Raw genomic sequence first — 20,928 nt, 5'->3', positions numbered from 1 at the left:
TTTTGAGTGAGGCTATATGCAAATCGTAATCATCAGTGGTTTGTCGGGCGCAGGAAAATCCATCGCCCTTGAAACGTTTGAGGATGAAGGCTTTTTCTGTGTGGATAATTTACCGCTGAGTTTTGTACTCTCTTTTGTGGAAAAATTTGCCGAAGAGGATGATCAGAGAAACTTAGCCATTGTGGTCGATGCCCGTGGATTTCCGGCAGATTTAGAGCGCACCGATGAGGTTTTTCGTGCGCTGCGCCATTTGCCACAAAAGACAGACTTTGTCTTTTTAGATGCCACCAATGAGGCGATTTTACAGCGTTATCGTGACACGCGCCGCCGCCATCCCTTTTATAAAACCCATCGTTCATTGTTAGATACTATTGAATATGAGCGCTCCCTCCTTCAGCCGTTGTTAGAATACACCGATTTACACATCGACACATCAAGCCTGAGTGTGCATGATCTGCGTGCAGTGTTGAAAAAACATCTGTTAGCTGAACATGAGCGCCGTCAACTCTTCATACAAATCGAGTCTTTTGGCTTTAAAAATGGCGTACCACTTAATTCTGATTTTGTGTTTGATGCCAGATGCTTAACGAATCCTCATTGGGAGCCTTCGCTTCGCCCACAAACCGGGCGCGATCGAGCGGTGATTGATTATCTCAATGATCGGGATGATGTGCAGGCCTATTTAAAAGATCTCGAGCAATTTTTTGATGCATGGCTGCCAAAATTTGAGCAGGGCACGCGTGCTTATTTAACAATCGCCATTGGTTGCACCGGTGGTCAGCATCGATCTGTTTACTTGGTGGAGCAATTGGCACGTAATGTGGCCAAGCGCTATCCGTTAATCGTGAAACACCGCGAATTACACATTACACATTCTTGTCAGACACAGTTGGAGGAACAATGATTATTGATGGTAAATTATTTGCTCAAGGCTTACGTGCAAAATTGACTGAGCAAATTGCAGCGCTCAAAGCAACGCATGGCTTAGTCCCAGGATTAACGGTGATCTTAGTGGGTGAAGATCCTGCAAGCCAAGTGTATGTGCGCAATAAACAGAAATTTGCCGAAGAGTGCGGCATGAACTCTGTGACGTTGAAAAAAGATGCGAGCACAACGCAAGCAGAATTATTGGATTTGATCGCAGCGCTCAATGCGGATCCTGCTGTGCATGGTATTTTGGTGCAATTGCCCTTGCCAAAACACATTCATGAACAAACAGTGTTACAAGCGATTTTACCCGCAAAAGATGTCGATGGCTTCCATCCTGTCAATGTGGGGCGTTTATCGATTGGCGAGCCTTCTTTGGTGCCATGCACGCCATTAGGATCATTATTATTGCTGAAAGATAAATTGGGTGATTTAACCGGTAAAAAAGCGGTGATTGTTGGGCGCTCAAACATTGTGGGTAAACCGATGTTTCAGTTGTTACTCAGAGAAAACTGTACCGTTACGGTGGCGCACTCTAGAACGAAAAATTTACCAGAAGTGTGCAAAGAGGCAGACATCATTGTTGCGGCGGTCGGCCAGCCTTTATTGATCAAAGGTGAATGGGTTAAAGAGGGCGCAACCATCATTGATGTGGGCATCAACCGTATTGAAGTGGATGGCAAAAACAAATTGGTGGGCGATGTGGATTTTGATTCCGCTGCACCAAAAGCTGAATTCATCACACCCGTGCCAGGTGGTGTCGGTCCAATGACGATTGCCTGTTTGCTTCGCAATACATTGTCTGCAGCTTGCATGCAAAATGAGATCGAAGATCCGAACCGTTTGATGAAATGATCAAATATTGACCAATTTTTGATCACGTAAACGGCGTGTATTGACAAGAAATGAGAAGCGCGTATAATTCTCTTCTCATTGCGAGAGTGGCGAAATTGGTAGACGCACTGGATTTAGGTTCCAGCGGGCAACCGTGAGAGTTCGAGTCTCTCCTCTCGCACCAGGTGACAAAGGTGCGTATATACGCACCTTTTTTTATTTCTACATTAAAATTAGGTGCTTAAATTATGTCAGCAGTTGAAGTATTAGAAGGTTTAAAACGTCGCGTACAAATCGCATTAGATGCAGCTGAAGTTTCCTTAGAAAAAGATAAGCGTTTAAAAGCATTGTCTAAGCGCATCCGCTTAGATGGTTTCCGTCCTGGTAAAGTGCCAGTTAAAGTTGTCGATAATATGCACGGCGCTGAAATTGAAAATGAAATCATCAACGAAAAAATCAACGAAACATTCAGAGATGCCATCAAAGATGCAGAATTTAAGCCTGCAGGTTACCCTGTGATTGTCCCTTCTGAAGTTGAAGGTGAATTGAAATTTGCAGTTGAATTTGAAGTGATGCCAGAAATCACATTGAACGATTTAGCACAATTAGAAATCGCTAAGCCAACTGCTGAAGTGACAGACGCTGATTTAGAAGAAATGATCACAACATTGCGTAAGCAACAAGCGACTTGGAATGATGAAGATCGCGCAGCTGCCAATGGCGATAAAATCATGATCGACTTCGTTGGCCGTGCAAATGGCGTAGAATTTGAAGGCGGTAAAGGCACAGATGTACCTTTAGTGTTGGGTTCAAACTCTATGATCCCTGGCTTTGAAGATGAATTGATGGGCGTAAAAGCGGGCGAAACTCGCACAATCAACGTAACATTCCCAGAAAACTATCCTGCTGAAAACTTAAAAGGTCAAGCGGCTGAATTTGACGTGACTGTACACAAAGTACAATCCCCACAATTGCCTGAATTGAACGATGAGTTTGCAAAAACTTTCGGCATCGAAGAAGGCGGCATCGCTAAATTGCGTGAAGAGTTGTCTAAAAACATGGTGCGTGAACTCAACAACGTACTTCACAATCAATTGAAAACAAACGTGATGACTGCATTGTCTGAAGCGAATCCTTTTGACATCCCTGAAGCATTGGTAGTGGCTGAGATTCAAGCGATGGCAAAACAATCTAATTTCCCAGAGCCAAAAGATCAAGAACAAGCTGAACAGTTCATGAAAATTGCACAACAAGCATTTGGCACAGAAGCTGAAAAACGTGCACGTTTAGGCTTGATCTTAGCTGAATTAGTGAAAGCGCAAGATTTGAAATTAGATGAAAAATATGTTGAAGCTCGTTTAGACAACTTAGCGGCAACTTATGAAGATCCTGAAGAAGTGAAAGCGCACTTCAAGAAAGATGACAAAACCATGCAACAAGTGCGTAACATCGCATTAGAAGATCAAGTAATCGAAACTGTATTGGCAAAAGCAAAAGTGGTTGAAACTGCCACAACTTTCCAAGAAGTGATGAATCCTAAGAAAGCATAATGCTTAATTAGCTGGAAAAAGCCTGACATTGTCAGGCTTTTTTATTGCCTGATGATGGGTAAGGGCGCTAAATGGGAGAATGAGTCTAGCTTATCTCATTGAAATATATATATTTTATATAAAGATTGGCAGAAAAATGGATGAATTGCTTGACGAATGGCTCAAATCCTTTTATGTTAATTTCTATGAAAACGAATCCTGTGAATTTATCTCTCCTACGACTTATTCTGCTGTAATCGCAACGATTGCAGCCTTTGACGTTGGCCACGTATATGGCCAGAGTTTGAATCAGTAACGAGAAGAGATGATTGATGTTCATAGCGAGTTTTAAAATCCAAAATGACAGTACCCATGCGAAAAACCACCGTTGGTTTGCGTGGCGTTATGCTGTGCGACTTAGAAAAAACATAACAATTCAAAACCATTCATTCATCATTACACCGTAGGAAAAAGGATACATTATGATTGCGCAACCTTCTGCTAAATACCCCGCTTTTGCCCCCATTCGTTTGAAAGATCGCACCTGGCCTGACAAAGTGATCGACAAAGCCCCCCGCTGGTTATCATCGGATTTACGCGATGGCAACCAAGCTTTGATTGAGCCAATGAACATCGAGCAAAAGTTACGCATGTTTGATTTGTTGATCGAATGCGGCTTTAAAGAGATTGAAGTGGCGTTTCCATCGGCATCTGACACGGAATTCACCTTTGTGCGCCGTTTGATTGAAGAAAATCGCATCCCTGAAGATGTCACCATTCAAGTATTGACGCAATCGCGTGAGGATTTGATTGTGCGCACATTTGAGGCATTAAAGGGCTGTAAGCAAGCGATTGTGCATGTTTATAATGCCACATCCCCAACGTTTCGCCGCGTTGTTTTTAATAAAACGAAAGAAGAGGTCATTGCGTTAGCGGAATATGGCGTCTCGTTATTGGTCAAAGAGGCGGCAAAATACCCGGAAACTGATTGGACATTTGAATATTCTCCAGAAATTTTCTCAGACACAGAAGTGGATTTTGCGGTAGAAGTGTGTGAAGCCGTGATGAAAATTGCCAATCCAACGCCTGAAAAACCCATCATTTTTAACTTGCCTGCGACGGTAGAAGTGGCAACACCGAATGTGTACGCCGATCAAATCGAGTATTTTTGCCGCAACATCAGCCGCCGTGACAGCGTGATTGTGAGCATTCATACGCACAATGATAGAGGTTGCGCCGTTGCTGCCACTGAATTGGCATTGATGGCGGGCGGCGATCGAGTGGAAGGCTGTTTATTTGGCCATGGTGAGCGCACAGGGAATGTGGACATCATCACCGTTGCCTTGAACATGTATACGCAAGGCGTGGATCCTGAATTGAATTTCTCGCAAATCAATAAAGTGGTGCGTGAGGTTGAGCATTGTACGGCAATTAAAGTGCATCCGCGTCATCCGTATGCGGGCGAATTGGTGTTTACGGCGTTTTCAGGCTCGCACCAAGATGCGATTCGTAAGGGTTTATCAGACATGAAAAATCAGCCAGATCAAATGTGGAAAATTCCTTATTTGCCGGTTGATCCCCATGATTTAGGTCGTTCCTATGAAGCGGTGATCCGTGTGAACAGTCAGTCAGGCAAGGGCGGTATTGCGTACTTATTGGAAGAAGATCATGGCATTAATATGCCGCGCCGTTTACAAATTGAGTTCAGTCGAACCGTGCAGGCGGAAGCGGATGCGAAAGGCATTGAGGTCACTTCACCGATGATCTTTGATTTATTTAACCGTGAATATTTAACCAAAGGCAATGTCGTGATTGGTCAGCCGATTAGCATTGTGGAAGATGAAAATGGTAATACGGAGATCAGTGCTGTGATCACAACTGCCACGCAGCAATATCATGCCAAAGGTCATGGCAATGGCCCGATTGCAGCTTTAGTCAATGCATTAAATGAAACCCTTAACATTGATGTGGATGTGGTGAGTTATCATGAACATGCCCGCAGCCAAGGTTCAAAAGCAGAGGCGGTGGCATTTGTGGAAATGCAGGTGGAATCACGCACCTTATTTGGGGTGGCGATTCATGCAAATACTGCGCGTGCATCCATTGATGCGGTGATCTCTGCATTGAACCGCGCCATTGCAAAAGGCTGGGTTGAAGTAAAATAATCCTAGATTCTTATTCGATAGCTGATAAAATAGCGAAGTCCACCATGCGGGTGGGCTTTGTTATATGGGTTGTATCCGGTGGTTAACACGTTTCGGATACAAGAGTACAATAGATGTATTGTCTTAGGTTGTTTCATCCTCGGACGCACCATTTACTTTGAGAGAATTCAATATGAGCTATTTATTTACGTCAGAATCTGTGTCTGAAGGACATCCAGATAAAATTGCCGACCAAATTTCCGATGCCGTATTAGACGCCATCATTCAAAAAGATCCTCATGCACGTGTGGCATGCGAAACCTTAGTGAAAACTGGGGCAGCGATCATCGCAGGTGAGATCTCCACAAGCGCGTGGGTGGACTTAGAAGATTTAGTGCGCAATGTCATCAATGACATTGGTTATAACTCTTCAAGCGTGGGTTTTGATGGTTCAACGTGCGCAATTTTAAACATCATTGGTAAGCAAAGCGTAGACATTGCTCAAGGTGTTGACCGCGTGAAACCTGAAGATCAAGGTGCGGGCGACCAAGGCTTGATGTTTGGTTATGCATCAAATGAAACCGATGTATTGATGCCTGCGCCCATCACGTATGCACACCGTTTAGTGCAACGCCAATCAGAAGTGCGCAAATCTGGCCTATTGCCATGGCTTCGCCCGGATGCTAAAAGCCAAATCACATTTGAATATGATGATGAAGGCAACATCAAAGGCATTGATGCGATTGTATTATCGACACAACACAATCCTGATGTCAGCTTAAAAGATTTAAAAGAAGCGGTGATGGAACTCATCATCAAGCAAGTGATTCCGAATGAATGGATCACAGACAAAACCAAATTCCACATCAATCCTACAGGCATTTTCGTCATTGGCGGACCTGTGGGCGACTGCGGTTTAACTGGCCGTAAGATCATTGTGGATACCTATGGTGGTATGGCACGCCATGGCGGGGGCGCTTTCTCAGGAAAAGACCCTTCCAAAGTTGACCGTTCAGCAGCATATGCAGGACGTTATGTTGCTAAGAACATCGTGGCAGCAGGCCTTGCAGATAAGTGCGAAATTCAAGTGTCTTACGCAATTGGTGTGGCTGAGCCAACATCAATCTCCATCACAACTTTTGGAACCAATAAAATTCCTGAAGCTGAGATTGAGCGTTTAGTGCGCACACATTTTGATCTTCGTCCTTATGCGATCACAAAGATGCTCGATTTATTGCATCCGATCTATCAACCAACCGCTGCTTATGGCCATTTTGGCCGTGATCCGTATGAAATCACATATCAAAATGCTGATAATATCGAGACTAAAGCTACGGCATTTAGTTGGGAAAAAACGGATAAAGCAGAGCTTTTACGAAGCGAAGCTAAACTATAACTTGACTTTTTGGTATAAAAAGCTAAAATTTTTGTTTATTTTTGCGTTACAAAACATTTAAGGGTTCAATATGAAACGTACATTTCAACCAAGCGTAATTAAGAGAAAACGTGACCACGGTTTTCGTGCACGTATGGCAACTAAAAACGGTCGTAAAGTTTTAAACCGTCGTCGTGCTCGCGGTCGTGCAAGTTTATCTGCATAATCACTGATTATTGCTAAAAAGGCGCTGTTAAAAGCGCCTTTTTACATTCTAGCGGGAAATTCATGAATTATCGTTTTACCAGAGCGCAGCGTTTATTGACGCCAGCGGATTACAGTCGCACATTTGATCATCCATTTCGATCCTCTGATCGCTACTTTACTGTGCTCGCAAAGGTACAGGCCGAAAAAGGGCAAGGGCGATTAGGGCTTGCGATTGCAAAAAAGCAGCTTAAAAAGGCGCATGACCGAAATCTTGTAAAACGCATTGTGCGTGAGTCTTTTCGCTTGCAGCAAGAAAAATTGACGGGGTTTGATATTGTTGTGCTTGTCAAAGGGAACGTTTCCTTAGATAATCGACAACTATTGCATCAATCTTTGAAACAGCATTGGGAGCGGATAGAAAAGTTGTGAAGACGATTTTAATTGGTTTAATTAAGTTGTATCAACTGATTTTGAGTCCATGGGTGGGGCAGCAATGCCGATTCACACCGTCGTGTTCAAATTATTCCATTGAAGCCATTCAAAAATATGGTGCAATCAAAGGCTGTTGGCTAACATTCAAGCGATTGATCCGTTGTCATCCGTTTTGTGATGGCGGTAAAGATCCTGTTCCGTAGCATCTTCTTTGTTAAATTTTGAGTTAAAGATATTACTATGCAAAATAATCGATTAATCCTCTGGGGCATTTTTGGTCTGTTGGCCTTTATGCTCTTCAGTAAGTGGCAATTTGCCAATGCACCGAAGCCGCCTGAGGCTCAAAGTGCACAAGTCGTGACACAAATGCTCGATGGCCAAGCCACCGATGGCTCTGTGCCACAATTGAATTCAGCAAATGTGCCAGATGGCATGATGACGAATTCTAAGAAAATTTCTGTCACCACAGACGTTTTTTCCATTAATATCGCTTTAACCGGTGCAGACATCGAAGATGTTAAGTTATTAAAATACTCTGAAAGCTTAGAGCAAAAAAATGTCCCATTTGCTTTGTTGTCATCAGATCCTAAACGTCGCTTTGTGAGTCAAACAGGTTTAATCAGTACATCGGGTCAAGCTTCTTTTCCACACAGCACAGAATTTAGCGCACAAGCGGACAGCTATACATTAGAAGAAGGTCAAGACACTTTAATCGTACCGTTAACGTACACAGATGCCAACGGCATCGTAGTGACAAAAACTTACGAATTCAAACGTGGTAGCTATGACATCGGCTTTACCCAAAAAATTGACAACAATACAGACAATGCATGGCAAGGCATCAACTACATGCAGTTGTTACAAAAAGATCCGAAAGCCAGTGGCCATTTAATGGGTGCATCAAGCTATACAGGTCCTGTGTTCTCGATGGGTGAAGAGAGCTATAAAAAAGTTCCGTTTGATAAATTGATTGAAAAAGCACCTGCCATTAAGCAAGAAGGTACAGCCGGTTGGGGTGCGATGATTCAACAATACTTCACCTCTGCATGGCTTGCATTAAACACCCATGCACATGTGGTGGAAGTGGCAAAATTACCAGGCGACATGGCGATGATCCGCTTAATGTCTAAAGATCCTATTGTGGTGCCTGCACATGCATCTTATGAGTTTAAAAACAGCTTATACTCAGGCCCTAAAATCAAAAAGAATTTAGTGGATGCCGGTGAATACACTTATGTGAATGACAAAGGTCAAGAAGAGAAAGCGAATGCTAAATTAGAATTGACCCTTGACTATGGTTGGTTCAGCCCGATTTCTGCATTGATGCTTTGGGTGCTTGAATTTTTCCACGGCATTGTGGGCAACTGGGGTTGGGCAATTGTTTTATTAACCTTAACTGCAAAATTGATCTTGTATCCATTGTCTGAAAAAGGTTACCGCTCGATGGCAAAAATGCGTCATTTAGCGCCTGAGATGCAGCGCATCAAAGAGCTTTATGGCTCAGATAAACAAAAGATTGGCCAAGAAACCATTGCCCTTTATCGTAAAGAGAAAGTAAACCCAATGGGTGGCTGCTGGCCGATGCTCATTCAGATTCCAATTTTCATCTCATTGTTCTGGATGTTGCAAGAGAGTGTTCAGCTTCGCCAAGCGCCATGGATCTTATGGATTCATGACTTAGCGATCATGGACCCATACTTCATTTTACCGATCATCATGTGTGCGACGATGTTTGTTCAACAAATGTTTAACCCACCGCCACCAGACCCAATGCAAGCTAAAATCATGAAATTCATGCCATTGGTCTTTGGTTTCATGTTCATGTGGTTTGCCGCAGGGATCGTTTTATACTGGATCGTGAACAACTTATTGACCATCTTGCAACAGTGGCTCATCAATCGTCGCATTGAAGCTGCTCAAAAGAAAATGTCATAATTTTTCAATGCATTGAATGATCATCTCCTATAATGGCGACATTGTAGGAGATTTTTTATTTCGCGAGATTAAATTTAAGAGGAAATCATGAAAGAGACAACCATTGCAGCGATTGCATCTGGCACCTCGATTGGTGGTGTGGGCATTGTGCGCATTTCAGGGCCAGAGAGTCATGCCATTGGTGCACGCATTGCCAAAAAAGAGGCATTGGTGCCGCGTCATGCCACATTTACACAATTTTATGATGACAATGATGAAGTGATGGATGAAGGCTTGGTCATCTACTTTAAAGGGCCGAATTCCTTTACAGGTGAAGAGTGTGTGGAGCTTCAAGGTCATGGCGGCTTAGTGGTGCTCAATCGTCTATTAAAGCGTGTGTATGCCCTTGGGGCAGAGCCTGCGAAAGCCGGTGAATTCACAGAGCGCGCCTTTTTAAATGGTAAATTGGATTTGGTGCAAGCCGAAGCAATCCACGATTTAATCATGAGCCAAAGTGAAGCACAGGCAAAAGCGGCGATGAATTCGCTCTCTGGGCAATTTTCTGCCAAAACGAGCACCATCAATGATGCATTGATTCACCTTCGTGTTTATGTAGAAGCCACGATTGATTTCAGTGAAGAGGACATTGATTTTATCACCGATGGCAATGTGTTAAAACGTCTTGATGCTGTGGAAGGTGACATTCAAGCGTTATTGGCGAGCGCCAATCAAGGTAAGTTGCTCACCGATGGCGTGACGGTTGTGTTAGCCGGTAAGCCCAATGCCGGTAAATCAAGCATTCTCAATGCATTGTCGGGTGAAGAGAGTGCGATTGTGACGGACATTGCCGGCACAACGCGTGACACATTAAAAGAGCATGTGGTGATTCATGGTTTGCCGCTTCACATCATTGATACAGCGGGGCTTCGTGAAACCACAGATGTGATCGAGCAAGAGGGCATTCGCCGCACGCGTGAAGCCATGAAGAAAGCCGATTTGATTTTATGGATTCATGATGACCGTGATCAAACCATTGAAGAAGATCCTTTATTGTCTTCATTGAATGTGCCCATTTTACATGTGCGCAATAAAGTGGATTTAACGGGCAAAGTCACCGGACAAACAGGCAATGTGATTGCGCTCTCTGCTAAAGAGAATCAAGGCGTTGATCTGTTAAGAGATGCGATTGTCAATATCGTGCAGTTTCAGCCCACACAAGGCTTATTCAGTGCTCGTGAGCGTCATTTGATTGCGTTAAAAGAGAGTTTGGCGCATTTAGCCGTGGCAAAAAGTTTATTGACGGCAGGTCACAGCATTGATTTGGTGGCTGAAGAGATTCGCCTTGCCCAAGATGACATTGGGCTCATCACAGGGCGTTTCAGTACAGATGAGTTGCTTGGGGAGATTTTCTCAAGTTTCTGTATCGGTAAATAAAGCATCCCCGCTGAGGCGGGGATTTTTTTATTCGCTAAAATCATTGAGTGCATCAATCACTTCAGATAATTTTGTCACAGAGACCACTTTTAAGCCTTCCGGAATTTTCCTTGGGGCATTGCCTTTTGGTAAAATGGCTTTGGTGAATCCATGTTTAAAGGCTTCTTTTAAGCGCTCTTCACCATGCGGAATCGGGCGAATTTCACCGGATAAACCCACTTCACCAAAGATCACTAAATCCGCCGGAATCACTTTATTGCGAAAACTTGAATAAGTTGCAGCAATGACGGCTAAATCTGAAGCGGTTTCTGTCACTTTGACGCCGCCCACAGCATTGACGTACACATCTTGATCATTCATGGCGATGCCTGCATGGCGGTGCAATACCGCAAGCAGCATGGTTAAGCGGGCTTGTTCGATGCCTAAAGTCACGCGGCGCGGATAGTTGCCAAAAGATTGATCCACTAAAGCTTGAATCTCAACCAAAAGCGGGCGCGTGCCTTCTTTAGTCACCATGATGACACTGCCGGCACTCGGTTCATCATGGCGCGATAAAAAGATGGCAGAAGGATTACTCACTTCACGTAAGCCCTTATCCGTCATGGCGAAGATGCCAAGCTCATTGACAGGACCAAAGCGGTTTTTATAGGCACGCATGACGCGAAAACGCGAGCCGACTTCACCTTCAAAGTATAAAACCGAGTCCACCATGTGTTCTAAGACGCGCGGCCCTGCGATTGCGCCTTCTTTGGTGACATGACCCACTAAGAAGATGGCAGTGTTGGTGCGTTTGGCATATCGAGTGAGTAGGGCAGCACTCTCTCTGACTTGTGCCACATTGCCGGGCGCAGAGGTTAAGAACTCTGTAAAAATGGTTTGAATGGAGTCAATGACCATGATTTTTGGCTTGAGGGCTTCTGCCGTTGCGATGATCTTTTCTACGGACGTTTCAGAAAGAATCTTAAGCTCACTTTGCGCCAAGGATAAACGCTCTGCCCGCAAGGCAATTTGGCTTGGGGACTCTTCACCCGTCACATAGAGCACATCATAATGCTGGCTGAAATGCACCATTGTTTGCAATAAAATGGTGGATTTACCAATGCCAGGATCACCACCAATGAGCACGACAGAGCCTGTGACCAAACCACCGCCAAGGACTCGATTTAGCTCGGTTAATCCTGTATCATAGCGCTGATGCTCCTCTTTTTGAATATTGTTGAGGGTTTGAATCGCAGCACTGCCTGCGGTGCCCGCATAACCTGATAAACGCGCGGAAGTGGGCGGTGATTTTTCCACAATCGCCTCTTCAATGGTGTTCCATTCTAGGCACTCAAGACACTGACCGGCCCATTTTTGGGTGACGTTGCCACAAGCATGACAAACGTACTGTTTTTTCGTTTTGCTCATAAATATCGCACTTATTCCTTAGTCTGTTCCTTTTTTAGAACGTAGCGTTTCATATATATATACGAATGTGTACAAAAAAAGGTCTATATCCTGCTCGTAAAAGGATATAATACAGACTGATTCCAATATATTCATCTAAAAATACAATACAGCTTGACGAAAAAGGAGAGCTGTTGAAAAAGTCGCTTTTTCAATGTGTGCAGGCCCAATGATCGATAAACGAACTGTTTATGGATCTATCTGTGTTCTATTTCATTGTAAAAGTAGATAACATTGTGTTTTATGACAATGAAAGGCTGTTGACAAAGTTGTATGATTGAGAGTGTAGCGTCTGACACCATCGGGTGAAGAGATTCTATGCTTTTAGTTGTTTTGATGTAAATTAAAAAGCACATCACTTGGTCAACATCTTTCTAGGTTCAGCAGTATTTGGTGACTTTATGATTGACATTTATAGTTTCTATTACGCAAGGGAAATATTTATGTATATAATGTTCACTAGGTGGAGATAGTCGAATCAGTACAATAAAGATGTAACAAATTTCTCAAAATTAATTAATATTAGTGAAGGATATAACAATGGCAAAATCTCAATCTCTCCAGGATCCATTTTTAAATGTGCTCCGTAAGGAAAAAATCCCAGTCTCTATTTATTTGATCAACGGTATTAAACTCCAAGGTCAAGTAGAATCTTTTGACCAATTCGTGGTGTTATTGCGCTCGAACGTTAGCCAAATGATCTACAAGCATGCGATTTCTACAATCGTACCTGCACGTAGCATTCGTGTGAGCTTCGATGGTGATGAAGCCGTTTCTGAAGAAGTTGAAACAGAAATCACAATTTAATCGCCAAAGCGAATTTCGTGTTAGAATTGACTTTTTAGCCGGCATACAGACATAAATGTTCGAAAACGAAAGTCAGACACGAAGTGGAGATCAAGCCGTTCTTGTGAGTCTACAGACACAAGATGCTCATGCAGAAGAAATTGTAGAATTCCAAGAGCTGGTCAAAGCTGCGGACGTGAGCGAGCTTACCTTGATTAAAGGCAAGCTCGCAACGCCGAATCAAAAATACTTCTTAGGTTTAGGGAAGGTTGAAGAGGTTTTAGAAGCCGTCAATGCGCTAGAAGCGAACGTTGTCATCGTTAATCATGAACTCTCTCCCTCACAAAATCGTAACCTAGAACGTTTCTTAAAAGTCCGTGTGGTCGATCGTACCGCGCTCATCCTTGACATCTTTGCACAGCGTGCAGAAAGCTTTGAAGGTAAGCTTCAGGTGGAGCTTGCGCAATTGACGCACATTTCCTCGCGTTTGGTGCGCATGTGGACGCATTTAGACAGTTTGCGTGGCGGTAGCGTGGGTCTGCGTGGTCCCGGTGAATCTCAGCTTGAGATGGATAAACGCATGATTGGGCTACGCATTAAGCAGCTCAAAAGAAAATTAGAAAAAGTCCAACAAACCCGTGCGCAAGGACAAGCACTGCGCAATCGTTTAGGCGTGCCTGTTGTGGCGCTTGTCGGTTATACGAATGCCGGTAAATCGAGTTTATTTAACCGTTTAACAGATGCGGGTACTTATGTGGAAGATAAGCTCTTTGCCACGCTTGATCCTAAGCATCGCACACTCTTTTTAGAAAACATTGGCGATGTGGTGTTGATCGATACCGTGGGCTTTATCTCTAAATTGCCCCATGAGCTTGTCACCGCATTCCATTCTACTTTACAAAGTGCAGCCGATGCTGATCTCTTATTAGAAGTGATCGATGCTGGTGATCCTGAGCGCGAATTTAAAAGCGAGCAGGTGGCGAATGTCTTGGTGGACATTGGTGCAGAAGCTGTGCCGCGCATTCAAGTGAACAATAAAATTGATTTATTAGAAAATGTTGAGCCGCACGTCATTTATAATGATGAACAGCAGCCGTCTGCTGTGTGGATTTCGGCAGAAAAAGATTTAGGGATTCAATCCCTTAAAGACGCCATTGGTGATTATTTTAAAGATCAACATGTGACGAAAAATGTTGTTCTCCCGCCATCACAAGGGCGATTACGTGCTAAGCTATTTGCATTAAATGCCGTTAAAAATGAGTCTGTGAATGAACAAGGTGAATTTGTCATGGCATTATTGATGCATAAAGCTGAGTGGGACCGCTTGTTAAAGCATGATGTTGATGCCCAAAAATACCTCAACTAGAGATTTTAGGTGCAATTTATGGCAAAAATTGGTAGCGTATGGCAAGTTTTGTCTAAAAATTCTTTAATTTAAGGGAAAGATGAAAGAGAGTACTGTAGAAATGGCTTGGAATGAGCCTAAAAATGGTCAAAATTCGGGGGGTTCTAACGAGCCGCCACGTGGTCAAGATCAAAAACCAAAGCAAGAGGATATGCCAGATTTAGACGTTTTATTGAAAGATTTAAAAAATAAAATGTTTGGTAAATCTTCAAACAATGGTGGCAATGGCAATCAGCCAAATCAAGCACCTCGATCACCTAGCAAAATGCCCAATAATTTAAGCGGCAAAGTGATGGGCTTTGGTGCGCTTGTGGTGTTCATTTTATGGATGCTCACGGGCATTTATATCGTGGATACGGGTAACAATGCCGTGGTGCTCTTTTTAGGTAAAGAGCAATCGGTCACAGGTCCTGGTATGCATTGGCGCTTCCCATCCCCAATTGGTGAGCACCGCATCATCAACGTTGAGAACCGTTTCTCCGCCACAATTGGCACAAATAAAGAGACCATGATGCTCACAAAAGATGAAGCAATCGTGGATGTGCGCGTTGAAGTGCAATATGAAATTGATCGTCAAGATCCTGCGGCGTATTGGTTTGCCTCTAGCAATCCTGATGGCACGCTTCGCGATGTTGTGGAAAGTGCTTTACGTGAACGCGTGGGTCAAACCAGTTTAGATGCCATTTTAACGTCAGGGCGCGCGCAATTGGTGGCAGAGGTTAAATCCTTAGCGCAACAAGTGCTCGATTCTTATGGCGTGGGCTTAAAAATCACCAATGTGAACTTAGTGGATGCACAAGCACCCAAATCTGTGCAAGCCGCCTTTACAGATGCCATCAAAGCACGTGAAGATGAACAGCGCATGATCAACCAAGCGAATACTTATGTCACAGATGTGTTAGCACGCATCAATGGTGAAGTTGAACGTGAATTGGCTCAAGCGGAAGGTTATAAACAAAGTGTTGTGGCTAAAGCAGAAGGTGAGGCGGCACGCTTTACGTTATTAAATACTGCGTATGCTAAATCCCCTGTGATCATGCGTCAGCGCTTGTATTTAGATGCGATGGAAAACATTTTCCAAACCACCAATAAAGTGTTGATGAATACACAAAGCAATAATTTGATGGTGTTGCCATTAGATCAGTTGTTAAGCAATGGTCAGCAACAAACCATTAAATTAGACATTGATTCCACAACGATTCGCGAATCTCAAAACAAAACTGCACCGCAAGCCATGTTGCCAAAACAGTCGGCAACGAGCGTGAATACCACCCCAGAGCGTGCTGTGAACATTCGCAGTCGCCAAGATGGTCGTTAATTTAGAGTAGGGCAAGACATGAATCAGAGAATTACACAAATCGTGATTGGCGCTGTTATTGCAGTGTTCTTATTAGCGAACTCCATTTACATTGTCAAACAGTGGGAAACGGCCATTCGCTTACAGTTTGGTGTTGTGCAACAAAACAACATCGGGCCAGGTTTGCATTTTAAAGTGCCATTCATCAATACCATCAAAAAATTTGATCGTCGTTTACAAACCTTAGACACCGATCCTGAACCCTTTTTAACCCTTGAGAAGAAAAATCTCATCGTCGATACGTTTGTGCAATGGCGCGTTGAAGACCCAAAAGTTTTCTATGAGCGTGTACAAGGCAATCCTGCGCGTTTGAATAATTTATTGCGCCCTGTGGTGCAAGACAATTATCGTGCGGAATTTGCCAATCGTAATTTACAAGATGTGGTGGCGGGGATTGATGAAGTCAGCGGGAATACAACGCGTTCGATCATTCAAAATGACATCTTAAAAAATGTGCGTTTAACCGGTGAGCAATACGGAATTGCGATTGTTGACATGCGCATTAAAGGCGTTGAGTTGCCTGAAGATGTGAAACAAAGCGTTTATGATCGTATGAACAGTGAACGCGAACGTGCGGCAAAAGAGTTCCGTGCCCGCGGTGAAGCAACATATGTTGAAAAGGTTGCCAAAGCCGATAAAGAGCGCGAAATTCGTTTAGCTGATGCGTATAAGAAAGCGGAAATTTTACGCGGTGAAGGCGATGCCATTGCCGCAGAAGTCTATGCAAAATCGTTCTCGGCCAATCCTGAGTTTTACGAATTTAATCGTAGTTTAGAAGTGTACCAGAAGAGTATTAAGCGAGATGGCGACATCTTAATTCTCGATACGGATTCTGAATTCTTTAAATATTTTCAGCCTAAATAGCGTGCGAAAACATCATTGAATTGCATTTCTTTTTTTTTTATTCAAAATTTGAAATCGGGGAATAAAACAAATGGGTAAGAATGTCATTGTCGTTGGCACTCAATGGGGTGATGAAGGTAAAGGTAAGATTGTTGATCTTCTCACGGAAAAAGCAACGGCAGTTGCGCGTTTCCAAGGCGGTCACAATGCCGGTCATACATTGGTGATCAATGGTGAAAAAACAGTCTTACGCTTGATTCCATCTGGTATTTTACGTCCACACATCACATGTTACATCGGTAACGGTGTTGTGTTGTCGCCAGTTGCTTTATTAAGCGAAATGGATGAATTATTGTCTAAAGGTGTGGATGTTGATAAGCGTTTGAAAATCTCAGAAGCTTGTCCTTTAGTGATGCCTTATCACATTGCCATTGACCTTGCGCGCGAAGAAAAATTGGGCGTGAACAAAATTGGTACCACAGGTCGCGGCATTGGTCCGACGTATGAAGATAAAGTGGCACGTCGCGCAATTCGTGTGGCGGATCTTTTCTATCCTGAACGCTTTAAAGAAAAATTGGTTCAAGTGATGGAGTTCCACAACTTTGTATTGCAAAACTACTTTGGCAAAGAACCATTGAGTGTGGATGCTGTATACAATGAAATCATGGCATTGGCACCACGCATTTTACCAATGGTGACGGATGTTTCTGAAGAGTTGAATGATTTACGCAAAGAAGGTAAGAGCGTGATGTATGAAGGTGCTCAAGGCACATTCTTAGACATCGATCACGGGACTTATCCATTTGTGACATCAAGCAACACATCAGCCGGTGGTGCGGCTGTGGGTACAGGCGTCGGTCCTTTATACTTTGATTACGTGATGGGCATTGTGAAAGCTTACACTACACGCGTGGGTTCAGGTCCATTCCCAACAGAATTGCATGATGATGTGGGTTATGGCTTGGCAGAACGTGGTCATGAATTTGGTTCAGTGACGGGCCGTGCGCGTCGTTGTGGTTGGTTTGATGCACCTGTATTGCGCCGCTCTGTAGAAGTGAACAGTATTTCTGGTTTATGCTTAACGAAATTAGACGTACTCGATGGTATGGAAGAAGTGAAAATCTGTACAGGTTACCATTTAGATGGTGAAACCTTAGATTATCCTCCATACGGTGCCGATCGCTTTGCACGTTGTGAGCCGATCTATGAATCTCATCCGGGTTGGTCTGAAAGCACAGTGGGCGTGAAAACGTTTGAAGAGTTGCCAATCAACGCGCAAAACTATATCAAACGCATTGAGCAATTGATTGATGCGCCAGTGGATGTGATTTCTACAGGTCCAGATCGTTCTGAAACCATCGTGTTGAACGACCCATTTGCTGAATTGTAAGATTCGTTGCATCAAAGATTAAATGAAAAGGGCCAAGGGCCCTTTTTTTATGTCAGGCGTTGAAACGCAGCGGTGTCAATGATAGGGTAAAACCTTCCATTCATTCAAAAGAGTCACCATGGCAAAGGATTATCAAAAACAATTAAAGCAGATGAAAGCCGTCATTCGTCGCGATGAATTGAAGGCAAAGATGGCTGCGGCGCAAAAGCCCATGGCACCTGAGCCAGAGTTTGCAAGCGTGATGAAAGACGTGAAGCGCATTTACAGTGATCGTGTTGATCCATTGACTTTGCGGCCAAAGCGCAAAGTGCATGTGCGTCCTCATTATGAAGAGATCGAATATGATTATTTCTATATTGGTGAAACCTATGAGGCCGCGCCCATTCAGCACTCAAAAAATGGGCAGGGCAACCGTGATGTGCAAAAGCTTCAGCAGCGCACCTATCGCATTGTAGAGAGCTTAGATCTGCATGGTCATAAAATGGATGGGTTAGATGAGCTATTGACAGAATTTTGCCATTATGTGCAGTCTAAGGGCGTGTGTGGGCGCATCATCCATGGCAGCGGTTTAGGGTCTAAAAATTTTACGCCGATTTTAAAAAATCATGTGCGCCGCTGGCTGTATGAATATCCTGAAGTGCTCGCTTATACAGAAGAGCGCAATAATGATGGCGCGGTTATTTTTTTATTAAAGCGTAAAGCTTGGGTGAAAGAATAAAAAAACCGCCCGAAGGCGGTTGATCTATTGGTTACTTCACACATTTATGAGAAATAGTTGATGAGATAGGTGTGATAAGGGATCGACACAATGTCAATCAACACCGCGCCACTTAAGGGCACAATCATCAATGCGCGAGTGGAGATCACTTTGTAATGGTCACACACGCTCGTCATGTTTGCCATAGCATTTGGCGTTGCGCCTAAACCATGACCCATTAAACCTGCGCACATGACGGCAGCATCATAGTTTTTGCCAAGCACTCGGAAAACAAAGAAGACGGCAAAGAGCACAATGAAGATCACTTGTAGCAATAAAATGATGAGTAACGGTAACGCAATGTCGCTCAATTCCCAGATTTTCAGAGACATCATCGCCATTGTTAAGAATAAACCGAGCGATACGCCTGAGATTAAATCAATGGATTTTTGATGTAAATTCACCACACCCGCCGCATCATTAACGTTACGGACAATGATGGCGATGATCATCGCACCCACATAACTTGGCAGAGAAAAACCTGTCCAAGCTGTGAATTGTTCAGAGGCAATGCGCCCAACCACCATAATGCCAAGGATGATGGCGAGTACCTTCAAAAAGGCAGTCACATCAATTTCTTTAATGGCATTTGCTAAAGTTTTCGGCTCATTCGGGAGGTTTTGCGCATCATCAATGGCTTCGATTTTGACGTTGTGACGTTTGATTAAAAAGCGTGCCACAGGTCCACCTAAAATGCTGCCGGCAATCAAACCAAAAGTTGCCGCGGCAATGGCAGCAACAGCCGCCGATGAGTGTCCTAAACCTTCTGCCATGCCACCAAAGGCCGCTGCGCCACCATGGCCACCGGTTAAGGAGACTGCGCCAGCCATCACACCTAAAATCGGATCTGCACCCAATGACAGGGCAATGCCAACGCCAAAGGTGTTTTGAAAGAGCGCCAAAAACCAACAGATGCATAAGTAAATGAGGAGCAATTTGCCGCCGCTTTTGAGGATGCGAAAGCTACCATCAATCCCAACAGTCGTGAAAAATGCCACCATCAAAAAGCTTTGGATGCTGGTGTCAAAGGAGAACGTTGCGAGCTCAAAACTTCTGAGTATCCAGATCACGATGCTGACGATGAAGCCACCAATCACGGGCGCTGGAATACAAAATTTTTGGAGCCATGAGAGGCGATTTTTTAAAAATAAACCCAATAGCAGGCATAAAACCGTTAAAAAGAGCGTGCTGAGTGAGTCAAGGTGCAGGTTCATGAAGGCTCCTTCTGAATGTGGTATTGAATGAATTGGTAAGCGATGAAAGCGGCCAATTTAGTGGTGCGCTGATCAATGTCAAAGTTAGGATTGCACTCTACAATGTCTAATAGACGCACTTTGCCGCTGTCAATGAGGTGAATGAATAAGGCTTCAAATGTGGCAACGCTGATGCCGCGCACCGCAGGCGCACTGACGCCAGGGGCAATGAAGTTTGAAAACACATCTAAATCAATGGTGATGTAAATGTGATCCACAGTATTCACAAATGTGGTGAGGATCTTGAGGGTGTGATTAAGGTCTGCGAGCGCTGTATCCATCACATATGTGGCATTGAGCTGATCGGCCTTATCAAACAATGCGCGTGTATTGGCGTGAGCTGCGATGCCAATCACAAGATAATGAAAGGGTTGATCATGCGCTTGGCATAGGTGAGCGGCATTTAAAAATGGCGTGCCAGAGGTGTTTTCATCGGCGGCTCTTAAATCAAAGTGCGCATCAAAATTAATGATGCCAATAGACTCATTCGGATGCTGCTGTGCCACATGGTGAAAAATGCCTTGAAAGCTGCCATATGCTGTTTCATGACCACCGCCTAACACAATGGGCGTGATGCCTTGATTCATCAACATCGTCACTTTTTCCCCAAGTTGAGCTTGGGCAGCTTCTAAATCTTGATGCTCAACGCTGACATTGCCAAAATCCGTGAGGCTAAATGATTGATGCACGGGGAAGCTTGCCATTTGCTTTCGGATCAAATCAGGGGCGGCAGCTGCACCTAAGCGCCCTTGATTGCGGCGCACGCCCTCATCACTTTCAAAGCCGAGTAGGCCAAATTGTGGGGCAGTGGATTGATTGATCACTTGAAATAGGCGGCGATGGCAAACATCATCGCCATCAAAGCGTCCGGACCAGACAAATGGATCAGACATGA

General features: G+C 43.9%; 19 protein-coding genes and 1 tRNA gene. 17 read left to right on the top strand and 3 right to left on the bottom strand.

The genetic code is table 11. The features are described from left to right. Positions 1 to 16 precede the first annotated feature (16 nt). The 11 genes from rapZ (at position 17) to mnmE (ending at position 10,796) form a co-directional block, all read left to right on the top strand. Positions 17 to 904: an RNase adapter RapZ gene (rapZ, locus tag B9T10_RS04690; RefSeq protein ID WP_094537977.1), complete on the top strand. Its 888-nt coding sequence runs from the start codon at positions 17 to 19 to the stop codon at positions 902 to 904. After that, positions 901 to 1,782 (top strand): bifunctional methylenetetrahydrofolate dehydrogenase/methenyltetrahydrofolate cyclohydrolase FolD, encoded by an 882-nt coding sequence (folD, locus tag B9T10_RS04685; protein ID WP_094537976.1) that lies wholly within the window; start codon positions 901 to 903, stop codon positions 1,780 to 1,782. Before rapZ ends, folD begins: the two co-directional genes overlap by 4 nt. A gap of 80 nt (positions 1,783 to 1,862) precedes the next feature. Further along, a tRNA-Leu gene (locus B9T10_RS04680) sits at positions 1,863 to 1,945 on the top strand. Between the two features lie 64 nt (positions 1,946 to 2,009). Further along, on the top strand, positions 2,010 to 3,311 hold the full coding sequence (gene tig / locus B9T10_RS04675; RefSeq protein WP_094537975.1) for a trigger factor: 1,302 nt from the start codon (positions 2,010 to 2,012) through the stop codon (positions 3,309 to 3,311). 461 nt (positions 3,312 to 3,772) lie between these two features. Then, positions 3,773 to 5,455: a 2-isopropylmalate synthase gene (gene leuA, locus B9T10_RS04665; RefSeq protein ID WP_094537974.1), complete on the top strand. Its 1,683-nt coding sequence runs from the start codon at positions 3,773 to 3,775 to the stop codon at positions 5,453 to 5,455. Between the two features lie 172 nt (positions 5,456 to 5,627). Then, a complete protein-coding gene (gene metK / locus B9T10_RS04660) occupies positions 5,628 to 6,830 on the top strand; it encodes a methionine adenosyltransferase (RefSeq protein ID WP_008316506.1) in 1,203 nt (400 codons plus the stop codon). Positions 6,831 to 6,900: 70 nt separating this feature from the next. Next, positions 6,901 to 7,035 carry a 50S ribosomal protein L34 gene (gene rpmH / locus B9T10_RS04655; protein ID WP_081600433.1) on the top strand — a complete coding sequence of 45 codons (135 nt, stop codon included), beginning with the start codon at positions 6,901 to 6,903 and terminating at the stop codon, positions 7,033 to 7,035. Positions 7,036 to 7,097: 62 nt separating this feature from the next. After that, the gene (rnpA, locus tag B9T10_RS04650) at positions 7,098 to 7,445 is read left to right on the top strand and encodes a ribonuclease P protein component (RefSeq protein WP_094537973.1); all 348 of its coding nucleotides are present in this window, start codon (positions 7,098 to 7,100) and stop codon (positions 7,443 to 7,445) included. Next, complete coding sequence (yidD, locus tag B9T10_RS04645; RefSeq protein WP_008316510.1) at positions 7,442 to 7,651, top strand: membrane protein insertion efficiency factor YidD; 210 nt, start codon at positions 7,442 to 7,444, stop codon at positions 7,649 to 7,651. Before rnpA ends, yidD begins: the two co-directional genes overlap by 4 nt. Positions 7,652 to 7,688: 37 nt before the next feature. After that, positions 7,689 to 9,383, top strand: coding sequence for a membrane protein insertase YidC (gene yidC / locus B9T10_RS04640; protein ID WP_094537972.1), 1,695 nt, complete (start codon positions 7,689 to 7,691; stop codon positions 9,381 to 9,383). Positions 9,384 to 9,470: 87 nt separating this feature from the next. Further along, complete coding sequence (mnmE, locus tag B9T10_RS04635) at positions 9,471 to 10,796, top strand: tRNA uridine-5-carboxymethylaminomethyl(34) synthesis GTPase MnmE (protein ID WP_094537971.1); 1,326 nt, start codon at positions 9,471 to 9,473, stop codon at positions 10,794 to 10,796. 27 nt (positions 10,797 to 10,823) lie between these two features. On the opposite strand, the gene radA is transcribed toward mnmE, so the two are convergent. Then, a complete protein-coding gene (gene radA / locus B9T10_RS04630; RefSeq protein WP_018121735.1) occupies positions 10,824 to 12,203 on the bottom strand; it encodes a DNA repair protein RadA in 1,380 nt (459 codons plus the stop codon). A 579-nt stretch (positions 12,204 to 12,782) separates the two neighbouring features. Here radA and hfq point away from each other — a divergent pair. The 6 genes from hfq (at position 12,783) to B9T10_RS04600 (ending at position 18,741) form a co-directional block, all read left to right on the top strand. Then, positions 12,783 to 13,049: an RNA chaperone Hfq gene (hfq, locus tag B9T10_RS04625; protein WP_008316518.1), complete on the top strand. Its 267-nt coding sequence runs from the start codon at positions 12,783 to 12,785 to the stop codon at positions 13,047 to 13,049. 55 nt (positions 13,050 to 13,104) lie between these two features. Further along, entirely contained in the window at positions 13,105 to 14,394 is a 1,290-nt protein-coding gene (gene hflX, locus B9T10_RS04620; protein ID WP_094537970.1) for a ribosome rescue GTPase HflX, read from the top strand. A 79-nt stretch (positions 14,395 to 14,473) separates the two neighbouring features. After that, complete coding sequence (gene hflK, locus B9T10_RS04615) at positions 14,474 to 15,751, top strand: FtsH protease activity modulator HflK (protein WP_063455175.1); 1,278 nt, start codon at positions 14,474 to 14,476, stop codon at positions 15,749 to 15,751. 18 nt (positions 15,752 to 15,769) lie between these two features. After that, positions 15,770 to 16,654, top strand: coding sequence for a protease modulator HflC (hflC, locus tag B9T10_RS04610; protein WP_008316523.1), 885 nt, complete (start codon positions 15,770 to 15,772; stop codon positions 16,652 to 16,654). A 70-nt stretch (positions 16,655 to 16,724) separates the two neighbouring features. Next, complete coding sequence (locus tag B9T10_RS04605; protein ID WP_008316525.1) at positions 16,725 to 18,023, top strand: adenylosuccinate synthase; 1,299 nt, start codon at positions 16,725 to 16,727, stop codon at positions 18,021 to 18,023. A 118-nt stretch (positions 18,024 to 18,141) separates the two neighbouring features. Continuing rightward, complete coding sequence (locus B9T10_RS04600; protein WP_094537969.1) at positions 18,142 to 18,741, top strand: Smr/MutS family protein; 600 nt, start codon at positions 18,142 to 18,144, stop codon at positions 18,739 to 18,741. A gap of 44 nt (positions 18,742 to 18,785) precedes the next feature. Here B9T10_RS04600 and gltS read toward each other — a convergent pair whose 3' ends face one another. Both gltS and hutG read right to left on the bottom strand, forming a co-directional pair. Beyond that, positions 18,786 to 19,994, bottom strand: coding sequence for a sodium/glutamate symporter (gene gltS / locus B9T10_RS04595; RefSeq protein ID WP_094537968.1), 1,209 nt, complete (start codon positions 19,992 to 19,994; stop codon positions 18,786 to 18,788). After that, positions 19,991 to 20,926 (bottom strand): formimidoylglutamase, encoded by a 936-nt coding sequence (gene hutG / locus B9T10_RS04590; protein ID WP_063455172.1) that lies wholly within the window; start codon positions 20,924 to 20,926, stop codon positions 19,991 to 19,993. The genes gltS and hutG overlap by 4 nt, the downstream gene beginning before the upstream one ends. Between the last annotated feature and the right edge of the window lie 2 nt (positions 20,927 to 20,928).

It is taken from the genome of Wohlfahrtiimonas chitiniclastica, from assembly GCF_002252325.1.
GTDB classification, from domain to species: domain Bacteria; phylum Pseudomonadota; class Gammaproteobacteria; order Cardiobacteriales; family Wohlfahrtiimonadaceae; genus Wohlfahrtiimonas; species Wohlfahrtiimonas chitiniclastica.
Note: the sequence above shows the minus strand (reverse complement) of the source record. Positions and strands in the feature narration are given on the sequence as shown.

Bases quoted from the DNA above. Each gene is read 5' to 3' on its own strand.
- rapZ (WP_094537977.1), top strand. From the start codon at position 17: ATGCAAATCGTAATCATCAGTGGTTTGTCGGGCGCAGGAAAATCCATC.
- hfq (WP_008316518.1), top strand. From the start codon at position 12,783: ATGGCAAAATCTCAATCTCTCCAGGATCCATTTTTAAATGTGCTCCGT.
- B9T10_RS04605 (WP_008316525.1), top strand. From the start codon at position 16,725: ATGGGTAAGAATGTCATTGTCGTTGGCACTCAATGGGGTGATGAAGGT.
- hutG (WP_063455172.1), bottom strand. From the start codon at position 20,926: ATGTCTGATCCATTTGTCTGGTCCGGACGCTTTGATGGCGATGATGTT.
- radA (WP_018121735.1), bottom strand. From the start codon at position 12,203: ATGAGCAAAACGAAAAAACAGTACGTTTGTCATGCTTGTGGCAACGTC.
- yidC (WP_094537972.1), top strand. From the start codon at position 7,689: ATGCAAAATAATCGATTAATCCTCTGGGGCATTTTTGGTCTGTTGGCC.
- hflK (WP_063455175.1), top strand. From the start codon at position 14,474: ATGAAAGAGAGTACTGTAGAAATGGCTTGGAATGAGCCTAAAAATGGT.
- mnmE (WP_094537971.1), top strand. From the start codon at position 9,471: ATGAAAGAGACAACCATTGCAGCGATTGCATCTGGCACCTCGATTGGT.
- gltS (WP_094537968.1), bottom strand. From the start codon at position 19,994: ATGAACCTGCACCTTGACTCACTCAGCACGCTCTTTTTAACGGTTTTA.
- rpmH (WP_081600433.1), top strand. From the start codon at position 6,901: ATGAAACGTACATTTCAACCAAGCGTAATTAAGAGAAAACGTGACCAC.
- tig (WP_094537975.1), top strand. From the start codon at position 2,010: ATGTCAGCAGTTGAAGTATTAGAAGGTTTAAAACGTCGCGTACAAATC.
- hflX (WP_094537970.1), top strand. From the start codon at position 13,105: ATGTTCGAAAACGAAAGTCAGACACGAAGTGGAGATCAAGCCGTTCTT.
- B9T10_RS04600 (WP_094537969.1), top strand. From the start codon at position 18,142: ATGGCAAAGGATTATCAAAAACAATTAAAGCAGATGAAAGCCGTCATT.
- hflC (WP_008316523.1), top strand. From the start codon at position 15,770: ATGAATCAGAGAATTACACAAATCGTGATTGGCGCTGTTATTGCAGTG.
- folD (WP_094537976.1), top strand. From the start codon at position 901: ATGATTATTGATGGTAAATTATTTGCTCAAGGCTTACGTGCAAAATTG.
- leuA (WP_094537974.1), top strand. From the start codon at position 3,773: ATGATTGCGCAACCTTCTGCTAAATACCCCGCTTTTGCCCCCATTCGT.
- rnpA (WP_094537973.1), top strand. From the start codon at position 7,098: ATGAATTATCGTTTTACCAGAGCGCAGCGTTTATTGACGCCAGCGGAT.
- metK (WP_008316506.1), top strand. From the start codon at position 5,628: ATGAGCTATTTATTTACGTCAGAATCTGTGTCTGAAGGACATCCAGAT.